Genomic DNA, 13,006 nt, shown 5'->3' with positions numbered 1-13,006 from the left:
CGTCGCCGCCCTGGTCTCCGACCGCACCATCACCTGGTGAAACGCCCCGGAGCGGCCCATCACGCGACCTCAACTATTGCGCACAAGATCGTTAGTCCGTAGTTTGCTGCCGGTTCGGGTTCCGGCGTGGGTGATGGTCGTCGGCCGAAGCTCGCGCTGCTGGAGTTGACGAGGTCCAGCGCGAGGCGCTGGCGGCGTTGGCGGGCAGGCGCACGACGGCGCAGTCGTTGGCGATGCGGGGGCGGATCGTGTTGACCAGCGCGCAGGGCTTGTCCAACAGTGAGGTGTCGCGTCGGCTCGGGGTGTCGCTGCCGACGGGGCGCGGTTTGTCGTCGACAGGGCTGGACGGGTTGTTCGACGAGCCGCGGCCGGCCGGCCTCGAACGGTCAGCGACGCGGACGTCGAGCGGATCATGGTGGCGGCCCTGCAATCCAGCCGCGCAACGCCACGCACTGGTCGATCCGTTCCATGGCCGCGGCGACGGGGCTGTCGCAGTCGACCGTGTCGTGGGTCTGGCGCACGTTCGCCCTGCAGCCTTGGCGTGCCGAGACGTTCGAGCTCTCGACCGATGCGCTGTTCGTAGACAAGGTCCGCGACGTCGTCGGCTTGTACTGGACCCGCCGGAACGGGCCCTGGTGCTGCGCGTGGACGCGAAGTCGCAGATCCAGGCCCTGGACCGGTCGCACCCCGTGCTGCCCCGGCAGCCTGGTCTGCCCGAACGGCGATCGCAGGACTATCTGCCTGCGGGGTTACGAGCCTGATCGCCGCCCTCGACGTCGCCACCGGGACGGTGGTCGGATCGCTGCACCGCCGTCCCCACCGGCAGGAGTTCCTGCGGTCCTGCGCCGCATCGACGCCGCCGTTCCAGCAGACACGGACGTGCACCTGCTCCTGGACAACTACGCCACCCACAAGACCCCGCGGTCAAACGATGCCGTTGCGCAACCTCCGAGGCCGCCGCGCACAGCGCCTGCTGGGCCAAGGCGGTTCCGCCGCAGGACGGCCCAGCCTGATGATCTCGAACCCGGTGAAGTACGCAGCCCGTCGTCGAGCTCGTCGACGACGTCACGCGCGCCCACCCGCTCCAGCCCGTCGGCACCACCCCGCCGCCGTCGCCGTGCTTGGCGAGCAGGTCGGCGGCGTGGTCGAGCCCTTGCCCACGGACCACCCTGCAACGCCGGCACCAGGTCCACGACCTCCTCCAGCAGCGGGTCGGCCTGCTCGAACGCGCACGAAGGCCGAACCTGTCACTCAACACCGTCAAACGCCACGCACGCGTGGCCGAGCCCGAACGTCTGCAGCGCGCTCCGCAGCACCGGCCCACCCTGGTCGACCCCTACCGCGACCACCTGCGGCAGCGCCGCAGTGACGAACCCGCGGTCAGCGTGCTGCGCCTGTTCGAGGAGATCAAAAGACGGGGCTACCGGGGCAGCCTCAACCTGCTCTACCGCTACATCACCCAGGGCCGAGCCGAAGGCGACCGCCCGACCATCTCGCCCCGCCGCCTCGCCCGACTCATGCTCACCCGCCCGGACGGCCTCACCGACAAACAGCGCACCGTCCGCGACGACCTCACCGCCGCCTGCCCCGAGATGATCGACCTCGCCGAACTCATCAACTCGTTCGCCGACCTGCTACGACCGCAAGACGGCAACAACGAACGACTCGACGCGTGGATCATCGCCGCCCGAGCGGCGAACCTCATGTCATTGGCGGTCAAGTGGCCCTCAATAGGCACTGCCACAGGCTACGGCCTGCGCGACCGCTTGTCCGCCAAGCCGCGCTGCGTAGCTTCACTGTCGTAGCAGCGGCCAACAACGGGCGCTATGGAGCGACGTGGTCGTGAGCGGCACCCTCGCGACAAGAACCTAGCCGACAAAACGTGCATGTCGCACACACACCGGCACCGGGTAGGAACCATTCGGCCGGGCGTGACGTAGATACACGCAGTGCGCCGAAGGGATGACCCATGTTCACAGAACGCAAGATCGTTGAACGTATTATCGCATTTCAGCGGACATCTATCCGCCGGCAGGCGGAGTCGATTGTCGAAACACCCATAGGATTTGCTTCATTCAATAGCAGATACTGCCATTCCCATGACCACAACAAGTTTGTACTGCAGCGCCCGTTCACGACGTCCTGGACTCTTGCCCAATTGGATGCCACCCTGAGGGATGGCGGATGCGAGCACCGTATGGTTGTCGTTCACGAGGAATCGCTGGGCGATGAAGTTCTGCCGACATTCGCCGCCGCTGGATATGAGCATGGCCGAAGCGTTTACATGCATTACAGTCGGCCCCAGTTACGCGCTTCGGATGGTGTTCACGTGGAACAGGTCACGCTTACCGAACTGCAGGACGTGGACAGATCTGGATGGCGAAGGAGCTTGCCAGAAGCTTCAGTAGAAGTCGTCGAGCAGTTGGCAATGCGTCGGACCACCCGGCTTGCCATTGCCACAGACGTCGCCTTTCTCGGCATCCGCGGAGACGGTGGTGACGTTATCGCACACGCCGATCTCTACATCGACAAACCTTCGGGTGTCGCCCAGGTTGAGGACGTCCAGACCAGGCCGGAACATCGCAATAAGGGTCTAGCGCGCGCACTGATTACCCACGCCGTTAAGAGGGCGGAAGCAGCTAACTGTGGGCTCATATTCCTCGAAGCAGATGCCGACGACTGGCCCCAGAGCCACTACGCCCAACTGGGGTTCAGCACAATTGCAGTGGCGCACACTTTCTCGAAGGATGTCACGTGATCGGCTAACCGACGTGTCTCGAGTGCGGAATATCGTCGGACTTCATCCGAGCGGCAGCGACATGAGCATTCACCCGACTTGTATGGGAAGAGGACGAAAACCCTCGTCGAGCCGGAACATGTGAGAACGTTGCTACGGGGATGATGGCTTTGCTTATGAACCGGAGGAACTTCCGGACGGCATTGACGACAACGGACTGTCGGCGCGGTCATCGCCTACCGAATCAGGCGTTTGTTGCTTGTGCCAGCCCACCACTCCAGCGAGAGCGGGAACGACGAGTGATGAAGATGGGTCGTACGTCCATCGTGTTGGCCGGAGTGGCTTAGGCTTCAGCATTCGCTCGGTTTCCCCGTCGCAAGCGACGTTCGGCTACCGATTGGTCGTTTGGCCGTACTCACTGAGGTCATTTCATCCTGATCGGTGTCGATGTTCGGTGGTGTAGGGCCAGGATGGCCTGCGCGATGGTGCCGGTCTTGCTGTTGGTGCAGCGGACGCGGGTGAGGATCTGCCAGCACTCGAGCGTGGCGAAGCCACGCTCGCCTGGGGCTCGGACGGCGGCGTGGCGGCGGTTGTAGGCCGTGGCCGCCGGGATGAGGGGCTTGTCCTTACCCGCTCGGACCGAGGTGATCAAGGTAGGTGCTTCGCCCTGGTAGCCGCGGTCGGCCCACAGCTGCAGGCCGTGCCGGATCGCGGCGTCTATGACGCCGTGCTGCCGGGCGGCGGTCAGGTCGTGGGTCGAGCCGGGCAGCCCGTCGGAGATCCACGACCGGTCGCCCGTGTCACCGGGCCAAGGCCTGCAGGTTGACGCCGTACGTGCGCTTGCGGTGCACCCACCAGCGCTTGTGCTTCGCCGGTCCAGCGGACCCGGAAGGTGGCAATGATGGTGCCGTCCAGGATGCTGCTTCGTGTCGAGGCTGCCGTAATGCGCGCTGCTCGCAGTAGGCAAGCACGCGTCATGATTCCAGAGCGGTAAGCCGCGGGAAGATGTGGCCCACGTGCAGCACGCGGCCCTCGCGCGGCCACTCATCAGGCCCAGGCCCCAGACAGTCCTCGCCGTCACGCGGCCGCAGCCGCACCACCTCGGCGTCACGGTAGCCGACGAAGGCCTCGTCGGGGTCGTGGCCGGTTGCGTATTGCCGCGGGTCGCATTCGAGTACGGGCAGATCCGGTACGTCGACGCGGATGCCGCCCTGACCCGCAGCCGCCGAGCCCCCGCCGTCGCCGCCACCGCGGCGGCGCTGACGCGGCGCACCGACACTGCGCGGCAGCTGGAGGAGGCAGCCAGCAGCTTCTTGATCTGTTTCAGGTACCGCTCGACGTGGGCCCCGGATCTGGGGGGCCGGCGAGCGGCTGGGCCGACCACGGCAGCATCGCCCTGAATCGGCATGCACGTCATCGACGTCGCCGACCCCGGCCCGCGTGCTCTGGCTGGTCGGGTGGTCCTGTGCTGAATGCAGTGGCCAGACGTCCCAGTAGCGGGGAGCCTTCAAGCGCCGGCGGGATGTGCAGCGTGACTACGGCTACCACGTGACGCTCCGGCTACGGCCGAAGGCGCGCAGCACCGACGGAGGACGGGCATGCTGACGTACGAACTCCAGCCCGCTTCAGACAGCAAACTCATGCCGGGTCCCCGGCACTTCGAGATCGATAAGTACTGATAGTGAGCTCACGGCATCCTGTCCGCGTCGATGTCGTTAGGTTTCGGGGAGGTTGTGCGCAGACACGGCAGGGATCAGCGTCTTGCCCGCTCTTGCGCCCTGGTTGCTCGGTCGGCACAAAACTGCAGGCCGTTGCGGACTGCGGCGTCGACGATGCCGTGCTGCCGCGGGGCGGTCAGGTCGCGTGTCGAGCCGGACAGCCCGTCGGAGATCCACAACAGGTCGCCGGTGTCGTCGGCCATGGCCTGCGATTGATGCCGTAGGCGCGCTTGCATTGCACCCACCAGAGATTGTGCGCTCCGGTCCAGCGGACCTGATGATCGTGCCGTCGACTAGTGCTGTGACCGGGAAGGTTCGCCGGGTTGGCGGTTGTCGCGATTGGATGTAGCCCGATACATCCGATCCGACAGCTGGAGGCAAGGTGGCCGAACCTGTCCGTGTACGCAGGTTGACCGACCAGGAAGGGCAGAAGCTGCAGCAGATTGTGCGCCGGGGCAGTACCAGCTCGGTGCGCTACCGGCGGGCGATGATGCTGCTGGCCTCGGCCGGCGGCAACCGGGTCCCGTCATCGCCCAACTGGTCCAAGCCGACGAGGACACCGTCCGTGACGTGATCCACCGGTTCAACGAGATCGGCCTGGCATGCCTGGACCCTCAGTGGGCGGGGGGCCGTCCCCGCCTGCTCAGTCCTGACGACGAACAGTTCGTCGTCACGACGGCCACCACCCGCCCGGCCAAGCTCGGCCAGCCCTTCACCCGCTGGTCACTGCGCAAGCTCGCCGCCTACCTGCGCCGGGTCCACGGGCGGGTCATCCGCATCGGCCGCGAGGCCCTGCGCCGTCTGCTGGCCCGTCGCGGTGTCACGTTCCAGCGGACCAAGACGTGGAAGGAGTCCCCGGATCCCGACCGCGACGCCAAGCTCGACCGGATCGAGGAGGTCCTGGACCGCCTCCCGGAGCGGGTCTTCGCGTTCGACGAGTTCGGGCCGCTGGGGATCAGGCCCACCGCCGGTGCGGGCTGGGCCGGGCAGAGCCGGCCGCAGCGGCTGCCGGCCACCTACCGCCGCACCCACGGCGTCCGCTACTTCCACGGCTGCTACTCGCTCGGCGACGACAAACTCTGGGGCGTCAACCGCCGCCGCAAGGGCACCGCCAACACCCTCGCCGCGCTGAAGTCGATCCGCGCCGCCGGCCCCGACGGCGCCCCCATCTACGTGATCCTGGACAACCTGTCCGCCCACAAGAGCGAAACGATCCGCCACTGGGCGAGGAAGCACCGGGTCGAGCTGTGCTTCACCCCAACCTACGCGTCCGGGGCCAACCCGATCGAGGCCCGCTTCGGCCCGCTGCGACAGTTCACCATCGCCAACTCCCACCACCGCAACCACACCGCCCAGACCCGAGCCCTGCACGCCTACCTGCGCTGGCGCAACGCCAACGCCCGCCACCCCGACGTCCTGGCAGCCCAACGCCGTGAACGTGCCCGCGTCCGCAGTGAGAAGGGCATCCGCTGGGGCGGACGCCCACTCACCGCAGCGGCCTGACCAACCCGGCGAACGTATGCGGCCAGAGCACTAGAGAACACTCAATTGCAACGGTGCTTGACCGGGTCGGCGTCCACCATGTCGGCCAGGTCGGAGCGTACGCCGCCGTCGGTGCGCTCCCACCACGGCGCCGGGGTCTCCGAGGCGATGCCGGCGGTGTGCGCGAGCAGCTGGGCGACGGTGAGTCCGGCGGTGCCGGCGGGGGCGTGCCCGAGGTGGGCGCCGAGGGTGTCGGCGAGGTCGAGCCGGCCCTCGTCGCGCAGCCGCAGCACCAGCACGGCGACGAAGGTCTTGGTCAGCGAGCCGATGCGGTACTGCGTGTCCGTGGTCGGGGGAGCGCCGTCGACGAGGCCCCGTCCGGCCGACCAGGCCGGAGCGCCGTCGCGGACGCCGGCGCCGACGAGGGACGGGGCGCGCCCCTCCACCTGGGCGGTGGCGAGGCGGTGCAGGAGGGCGCGGCTGGTGGCCGGCAGCAGTTCAGGCATGGCGGTCATGGTGCCAGCTTCCGCCGGGCGCGGTGGGGCCGGCGGTCGGGGCCGCCGGCCCGGGGACGGGCCGCCCTCAGCGGTGGTATCCACCGTGGTGGCTGTAGTCCTTCTTGTGGTGCCAGTTCTTCTTGTGGTGGTAGTTCTTCTTGTGGTGCTTCTTGTAGTGGTGCTTGCACACCCACCTCTTGTGCCACTTGTGCTTGTAGCGGTAGACCTGCTTGTAGCAGCGCCGGTTGCCGTCGATCGCGGACGCGGCCGACTCCTGCGTGGACACCGACACCGGGTCGGTGAGCGGCGCGGCCGACGCCCGTTGGGGTTGTGCCATGACGGTGAGCCCGGCGATCAGGAACAGCATCAGGCTGATCATGGTCGTCGTCATCCGCAGCCGGTGGCCGATGGCACGAGCCGTCTCCTGCATCGGAACACCCTCCTCCCGTTGGTGGCTCTTGCGCGGAACCTGCCGATCAAACCTCCGCCGGGCCCTCATGGTCAACGCTGTGACCTGGGCAAACGCCTTGCCGGGCGGCCGGTCAGCACACCTTTCACGGTGAGTTCATTTAGCCTGCCTACCGACCGGCAGGTAGAACGCCCATCGCGGGCCACAACCGGGCGCGGCGCGGTGCGGACTGACCGGTCGGCAGGCAATGATGAACATCGGATGAACCCATGCGTGGGTACGCATGTTTCTCGCGATACGGGACGGTTTTCTTACCTTCCGGCTGGTCAGCGCGAGGTCAAGTGCTGCCCCCAGGGAAGATTCATGCCCGGCAGTGCCCCGCTGGGCGCGGTGACCGGAGACATATGCGTTCCACCGCCGGCGGCACCCTAGGCTCTGAGACGTGAATGCGCTCGTGGTGGCGGTCGTGCTGACCGTGGTCGTGGTCGCGGTGTCCGCGCTGTCGCGCAAGTACGGGCTGCTCAACCCGATCGTGCTGGTGGTCGTGGGGCTGTGCCTGGCGATGGTGCCCGGCTTCCCGGTCGTCGTGCTCGAACCCGAGCTGGTGCTCATCGGGGTGCTGCCGCCGCTGCTCTACGTCGCCGCGCTGGAGACCTCGGTGCCGGCCTTCCGGCTGAACCTGCGCGCCATCCTGCTGCTCGCGGTCGGCCTGGTGATCTTCACGGCGGTCGCGGTCGGGCTGGTCGTCCACGCGCTGCTGCCGCAGGTGCCGCTCGCCATCTGCCTGGCGCTCGGCGCGGTGGTCGCCCCGCCCGACGCGGTCGCCGCGACCGCGGTGGCCAAGCGGATCGGGCTGCCCCGGCGGCTGGTGACCATCCTGGAGGGTGAGAGCCTGCTCAACGACGCCACCGCGCTGGTGATGTTCCGGGTCGCCAGCACGGTCGCGGTCGGGCTCGCCGTCGGCCCGCTGGCCGTGGGCTCGCAGATCCTGACCGCGGCCGGCGGCGGCATCCTGGTCGGCGCGCTGGGCGCGGTGACCGCGGCGTTCCTGCACCGGCGCACCCGCGACCCGCTGATCGACAACTCGATCTCCCTGCTCACCCCGTTCGCGGTCACCGTCGTCGCCGAGACGATCCACGCCTCGGCCGTGGTCGCCGTCGTCGTGACCGGCCTCTACCTCGGCCACCGCCTGCCGACCCTGATGTCGGCCGCGTCCCGGCTGCAGATGGGCGCGTTCTGGCGCATGGTCACCTTCCTGCTGGAGGGCCTGGTCTTCCTGCTCGTCGGGCTGAACCTGCGGGAGGTGCTCGCCGAGCTGGACACCCCCGCCGCGGAGGTGATCGGGCTGACCGCGGCGGTGCTGGTGACCGTGGTCGCGACGCGGTTCGCCTGGATGTACCCGGCCACCTTCCTGGCCCGGCTGGTGCCCCGGATGCGGCACCGGGGCACCGGCCCGGACTTCACCGGCGCGACGGTGCTGGCCTGGGCCGGCATGCGTGGCGTGGTCACCCTGGCCACCGCGCTGGCGCTGCCCGCGACGCTGGCCGGGGACACGCCGTATCCCCGCGCGCTGTTCGTCTGGCTGGCCTTCGCGGTCATCGTCGGCACCCTGGTGCTGCAGGGCATGACCCTGCCCATGGTGGCCCGCAGGCTGCGGGTCCAGCGCGACGACCCGACCGCCGACATCCTGGCCGAGGCGCAGGCCCAGCAGCACGCGAGCCGGGCCGCCCGCGAGCGCCTGGAGGCGAGCGCCGCCGGCGCCCCGCCGGACGTCGTCGACAAGCTGCGCAGCCTCACCGAGCTGCGGTCGAACACCGTCTGGGAGCGGCTGGGCGGGGAACGGGAAACCCCATCCGCCGCGTACGTACGGCTGCGCCGGGAGATGCTTGAGGCCGAGCGGGAGGTGTTCCGGTCCGCGCGCGACGCCGGCCGGATCCCCGAGGACGTCCTGGTCCGGGCGCAGCGCGACATGGACCTGGAAGAGTCGATGCTGGAACGGATGGAGTGAGCATGACCACCTGCGAGGACATCAAGCGCGCGGACGACCCGGCGCCGCAGGCCGCCGGCTGCGAGGAGTGCCTGGCGACGGGGAGCAGCTGGGTGCACCTGCGGCGCTGCCTGAGCTGCGGCCACATCGGCTGCTGCGACTCCTCACCGAACAAGCACGCCACCGCCCACTTCCACGCGGTGGGGCACCCGGTCATCCAGTCGTTCGAGCCCGGTGAGAACTGGCGCTGGTGCTACCTGCACGAGGTGGTCGGCTGACCGCCCCGGCCCGGTGACCGGCCCGGCCGATAGTCTTCCGGGGTGAACTCCGACGACCGCGGCGAGGTGCAGAAGTGAGCGCGACCCTGGTGGCCCGGGGCCTGACCGCCGGGCACGGTGATCGCGTCCTCTTCGGCGACCTGGATCTGGTCGTCGCCCCGGGCGACGTCGTCGGGCTGGTCGGCGTCAACGGCGCCGGCAAGTCCACCCTGCTGCGGATGCTGGCCGGGCTGATCCCCGCCGAGCAGGGCGCCATCACGCTGAACCCACCGTCGGCCAACGTCGGCCTGCTGCCCCAGGAGCCCGAGCGCCGGCCCGCCGAGACGGTGCGCGACTTCCTGTCCCGGCGCACCGGCGTGACCCAGGCCCAGCTCGCCATGGACCTGGCCGCCGAGCAGCTCGCCGAGGGCGCCGACGGCGCCGACGACCGCTACGGCGAGGCGCTGGAGCGCTGGCTCGCCCTGGGCGGTGCGGACCTGCCCGAACGCGCCGAGGCGATCGCCGCCGAGCTCGGCCTCGACGTCGACCTCGATCACCCGATGACGGCCCTGTCCGGCGGGCAGGCCGCCCGCGCGGGCATGGCGTCGCTGCTGCTCAGCCGGTATGACATCTTCCTGCTGGACGAGCCGACCAACGACCTCGACCTGGCCGGGCTGGACCGGCTGGAGCGGTTCGTCGGCGAGCTGCGCGCGGGCACCGTGCTGGTCAGCCACGACCGCGAGTTCCTGGCCCGCACCGTCACCCGCGTCGTGGAGCTGGACCTGGCCCAGCAGCAGGTGCGCCAGTACGGCGGCGGCTACGCGTCCTACCTGCAGGAGCGCGAGACGGCCCGCCGCCACGCCCGCGAGGCCTACGAGGAGTACGCCGACAAGAAGGACGACCTGCTCGCCCGCGCCCGGATGCAGCGCGCCTGGATGGAGAAGGGCGTCAAGAACGCCCGCCGCAAGTCCCCCGACAACGACAAGATCGGCAAGGCGTTCCGCACCGAGTCGACCGAGAAGCAGGCCGCCAAGGCCCGGCAGACCGAGCGCCTGATCGAGCGGATGGAGGAGGTCGAGGAGCCGCGCAAGGAGTGGGAGCTGCGCATGCACATCGCCGCCGCCCCGCGCGCCGGCGCCGTGGTGGCCACCCTCAACCGGGCCGTGGTGCGCCAGGGCGACTTCACCCTCGGGCCGGTCGACCTGCGCATCGACTGGGCCGACCGGGTCGCGATCACCGGCCCCAACGGCTCCGGCAAGTCCACCCTGCTACGGGCGATGCTCGGCCGGGCCACGCTCGCCGACGGCACCGCCGCGCTCGGCCCCGGCGTGGTCGTCGGCGAGATCGACCAGGCCCGGGGCCGCTTCCTCGGCCACCAGCCGCTGGTCGACGCGTTCGCCTCGGCGGTGCCCGCGATGGCCCCCGGCGAGGTGCGCACCCTGCTGGCGAAGTTCGGGCTGCGGGCCGCGCACGTGCTGCGCCCCGCCGCGACCCTGTCGCCGGGCGAGCGGACCCGGGCCGCGCTGGCGCTGCTGCAGGCCGGCGGGGTCAACCTGCTGGTGCTCGACGAGCCCACCAACCACCTCGACCTGGCCGCGATCGAGCAGCTCGAACAGGCGCTGGACTCGTACACCGGCACGCTGCTGCTGGTCACCCACGACCGGCAGATGCTGCAGGCGGTGCGTACCAACCGGATGATCGCGGTCGAAGCCGGGCGGGTGACCGCGAGCTGACGGGTCCGCGGCGAGCCGGTTCGTCAGCTAATGTGCCCCGCATGATCGTCGAGATCGACCCCACCAGCGCGGACGAGGCGCTGCTGCTGCGCATGCACGACATCAGGCGCGCCGGCCACCTGCTCGCCAACCCCGACGACCCGATCGAGGACGACGCCACGGGCGTCGGGATGCTGCGGGTGCCCCGCTTTCCCGGGCGGCAGTGGTGCGCCGTCGCCGGGGATCCCGTCGTCGGATGGGCCGCGCTCGACCTCCGCCCGGACAACGGCGCCGGCTTCGTGCGGGTGCACGTCGATCCCGGCCACCGCCGCCGGGGCATCGGCCGGGCCCTGTTCGCCGCCGCGCTGGACCGGGCCCGCGCGGCGGACCGCACCGTGCTGACCGCGGTCTACGGCGACGCCGCCGGGGCCGCCTTCGCCGCCGCGCACGGCGCCCGGACCGGGCAGAGCGTCATCCGCTCGCTGCTGCGCCTGCCGGTGGCCGCCGACCCCGCTCCGGTGCCCGGCTACCGTGCCGTGACCTGGGTCGGACCGACCCCGGACGGGCTGCTGGAGTCCTACGCCGAGACCCGCAACGCGATCCGGGACGCGCCCATCGAGAACGGCGTCGAGTGGCCGCGCTGGACGCCGGAGTCGGTGCGGGCACAGGAGGACGTGGCCGCCCGGCGCAGCGTGGAGATGCGGGTCACGGCGATCGTCGACGGCGGCGGGGCCGTGGTGGCGTACACCCAGATGGTGGTGCCGTCCGCCCCGAGCGAAGGGGCGGGCACCGACGCGACCACCGTCCTCGCGGCGCACCGCAGGCGCGGCCTGGCCACCTGGGTCAAGGTCGAGTCGCTGCACCGGCTCGCCGCCGACCGGCCCGACGTGGCCTGGGTCAACACCGCCAACGCCGCCGCCAACACCGGCATGCTCGCGGTCAACCGGGCCCTCGGGTTCCGCCCCGTCGGCACCTGGACCAGCGCGGTTTACGACCTGGCCTGACGGGTGGCATCGGCTCGGCTCGGCTCGGCGGTGGCTGGGTTGGATGATCGGTGTTCTGTGCCATGATCTGCGGTCCCACTGCAGATCATGGTGTCGAAACGGCGATCATCGTGCGGTCAGCGCTTGCCGAAAAGGTTTTCGGCGTTCAGGGTGGGTCCGGGAGCCCCCACGGACTCGTCCTGATTGTAGGGACTGGTCAGCATTGAACATGTGACGTCGACACCGGGCACTCGCGTCGCGTGTTCCGCACCTGTCCGCGCGCTCTCGCGCCGTACACCCCCGGAGTCCCTCGTGTTCAGATCAAGGAAACGTGCTGCCCTGACCTCGCTCGTCGCCGCGACCGGCTGGAGCCTGGTCGCCACCCCCGGCGGCGCCGCCGTCAGCGGCTGCCGGGTCACCTACACCGTCGCGTCCCAGTGGGGCGGCGTGTTCACCGCCAACGTCGCCGTCACCAACCTCGGCGACCCGCTCACCGCCTGGACGCTGCGGTGGACGTTCCGTTGCAATTGAGTGTTCTCTAGTGAGCACTCGTGTTGCAGTCGGCCGTTGCCGGCCGACGGTCCCCGTCTTGCCCACCGGGGTGGTGGTGCGGGGTGGTCGTTTCACAGCCACCTGCCACCGCGGGGGTGGTCTTATGGTCGGCTCCACGGCCGTTTTGCGTCTCCCGGCCACTCCGGGCGACGTACTGCCGCAGGTTGAGCGCGGCGTTGAGATCACGGTCCAGGCACAGCCCGCAGTGTTGGCAGGTGTAGGTCCGTTCCCGCAGCGCCAGCTTGGGTCTCACCCCGCTACAGGACGAACAGGTCTTCGACGAGGCGAACCACCGGTCGGCGACGATCAGCCGCCCGCCGTGCCAGGTGGTCTTGTATTGCAGGTGCCTGCGCAGGGTGGCCCATCCGGCGTCGGCGATGTGCCGGGCCAGGCGCCGGTTGGCCATCATGCCCGCGATGTTGAGGTTCTCGACCACGATCGTGCCGTAGGTCGCGGCGAGGGTCGAGGTGAGTTTGTGCAGGCCGTCGGTGCGCAGGTGCGCGACCCGGGCGTGTGCTTCGGCCAGGCGGGTCTTGGCCTGCTGCCAGCGGCGGGAGGGCCGCTGTCCGGTGCGCCGGTCGGGTCCCTGCCGCCTGGACAGGGTCCGGGCGGCGCTGCGCAGCCTCGCGGATGCGTGGGTCAGGTGGCGGGGGTTGGGCACGACCTGCCCGG

General features: G+C 69.9%; 11 protein-coding genes and 2 pseudogenes. 8 read left to right on the top strand and 5 right to left on the bottom strand.

Annotated features, from left to right (window positions below; translation table 11 throughout):
- Positions 1-1,160: 1,160 nt before the first annotated feature.
- Positions 1,161-1,703: pseudogene (locus AB0J67_RS34805) on the top strand (ISL3 family transposase); the annotation flags it as partial.
- Positions 1,704-1,969: 266 nt separating this feature from the next.
- The gene (locus AB0J67_RS34800) at positions 1,970-2,758 is read left to right on the top strand and encodes a GNAT family N-acetyltransferase (protein WP_363488937.1); all 789 of its coding nucleotides are present in this window, start codon (positions 1,970-1,972) and stop codon (positions 2,756-2,758) included.
- Between the two features lie 403 nt (positions 2,759-3,161).
- Here the strand turns inward: AB0J67_RS34800 and AB0J67_RS34795 are convergent, their stop codons facing one another.
- Both AB0J67_RS34795 and AB0J67_RS34790 read right to left on the bottom strand, forming a co-directional pair.
- Complete coding sequence (locus tag AB0J67_RS34795; protein WP_363488935.1) at positions 3,162-3,785, bottom strand: transposase family protein; 624 nt, start codon at positions 3,783-3,785, stop codon at positions 3,162-3,164.
- A gap of 705 nt (positions 3,786-4,490) precedes the next feature.
- Entirely contained in the window at positions 4,491-4,658 is a 168-nt protein-coding gene (locus AB0J67_RS34790) for a hypothetical protein (protein ID WP_363488933.1), read from the bottom strand.
- Positions 4,659-4,837: 179 nt separating this feature from the next.
- Between AB0J67_RS34790 and AB0J67_RS34785 the strand changes: the two are divergent.
- Positions 4,838-5,958 (top strand): annotated as a pseudogene (locus AB0J67_RS34785) (IS630 family transposase).
- Positions 5,959-5,999: 41 nt separating this feature from the next.
- On the opposite strand, the gene AB0J67_RS34780 reads toward AB0J67_RS34785, so the two are convergent.
- Both AB0J67_RS34780 and AB0J67_RS34775 read right to left on the bottom strand, forming a co-directional pair.
- The gene (locus AB0J67_RS34780) at positions 6,000-6,443 is read right to left on the bottom strand and encodes a serine hydrolase domain-containing protein (protein ID WP_363488931.1); all 444 of its coding nucleotides are present in this window, start codon (positions 6,441-6,443) and stop codon (positions 6,000-6,002) included.
- A gap of 76 nt (positions 6,444-6,519) precedes the next feature.
- Complete coding sequence (locus tag AB0J67_RS34775) at positions 6,520-6,864, bottom strand: hypothetical protein (RefSeq protein WP_363488929.1); 345 nt, start codon at positions 6,862-6,864, stop codon at positions 6,520-6,522.
- A gap of 421 nt (positions 6,865-7,285) precedes the next feature.
- Between AB0J67_RS34775 and AB0J67_RS34770 the strand changes: the two genes are divergently transcribed.
- From AB0J67_RS34770 to AB0J67_RS34750, 5 genes are all read left to right on the top strand, one after another.
- A complete protein-coding gene (locus tag AB0J67_RS34770) occupies positions 7,286-8,851 on the top strand; it encodes a Na+/H+ antiporter (protein ID WP_363488927.1) in 1,566 nt (521 codons plus the stop codon).
- Between the two features lie 2 nt (positions 8,852-8,853).
- Positions 8,854-9,108, top strand: a complete 255-nt coding sequence (locus tag AB0J67_RS34765) for a UBP-type zinc finger domain-containing protein (protein ID WP_363488925.1) — start codon at positions 8,854-8,856, stop codon at positions 9,106-9,108.
- A 74-nt stretch (positions 9,109-9,182) separates the two neighbouring features.
- Positions 9,183-10,820, top strand: coding sequence for an ABC-F family ATP-binding cassette domain-containing protein (locus AB0J67_RS34760; protein ID WP_363488923.1), 1,638 nt, complete (start codon positions 9,183-9,185; stop codon positions 10,818-10,820).
- A gap of 41 nt (positions 10,821-10,861) precedes the next feature.
- Positions 10,862-11,803 carry a GNAT family N-acetyltransferase gene (locus AB0J67_RS34755; protein ID WP_363488921.1) on the top strand — a complete coding sequence of 314 codons (942 nt, stop codon included), beginning with the start codon at positions 10,862-10,864 and terminating at the stop codon, positions 11,801-11,803.
- A 291-nt stretch (positions 11,804-12,094) separates the two neighbouring features.
- A complete protein-coding gene (locus AB0J67_RS34750) occupies positions 12,095-12,313 on the top strand; it encodes a cellulose binding domain-containing protein (RefSeq protein WP_363488919.1) in 219 nt (72 codons plus the stop codon).
- Positions 12,314-12,320: 7 nt separating this feature from the next.
- Here the strand turns inward: AB0J67_RS34750 and AB0J67_RS34745 are convergent.
- The coding region (locus AB0J67_RS34745; protein WP_363488917.1) for an RNA-guided endonuclease TnpB family protein at positions 12,321-13,006 on the bottom strand (686 nt) is incomplete at its 5' end.

The sequence above is a fragment of the Catellatospora sp. NPDC049609 genome (genome assembly GCF_040675365.1).
Taxonomy (GTDB): domain Bacteria; phylum Actinomycetota; class Actinomycetes; order Mycobacteriales; family Micromonosporaceae; genus Catellatospora.
This window is presented reverse-complemented; position numbering and strand designations above follow the sequence as displayed.

Bases quoted from the DNA above. Each gene is read 5' to 3' on its own strand.
- AB0J67_RS34755 (WP_363488921.1), top strand. From the start codon at position 10,862: ATGATCGTCGAGATCGACCCCACCAGCGCGGACGAGGCGCTGCTGCTG.
- AB0J67_RS34800 (WP_363488937.1), top strand. From the start codon at position 1,970: ATGTTCACAGAACGCAAGATCGTTGAACGTATTATCGCATTTCAGCGG.
- AB0J67_RS34765 (WP_363488925.1), top strand. From the start codon at position 8,854: ATGACCACCTGCGAGGACATCAAGCGCGCGGACGACCCGGCGCCGCAG.
- AB0J67_RS34780 (WP_363488931.1), bottom strand. From the start codon at position 6,443: ATGCCTGAACTGCTGCCGGCCACCAGCCGCGCCCTCCTGCACCGCCTC.
- AB0J67_RS34790 (WP_363488933.1), bottom strand. From the start codon at position 4,658: ATGGCCGACGACACCGGCGACCTGTTGTGGATCTCCGACGGGCTGTCC.
- AB0J67_RS34795 (WP_363488935.1), bottom strand. From the start codon at position 3,785: ATGAGTGGCCGCGCGAGGGCCGCGTGCTGCACGTGGGCCACATCTTCC.
- AB0J67_RS34775 (WP_363488929.1), bottom strand. From the start codon at position 6,864: ATGCAGGAGACGGCTCGTGCCATCGGCCACCGGCTGCGGATGACGACG.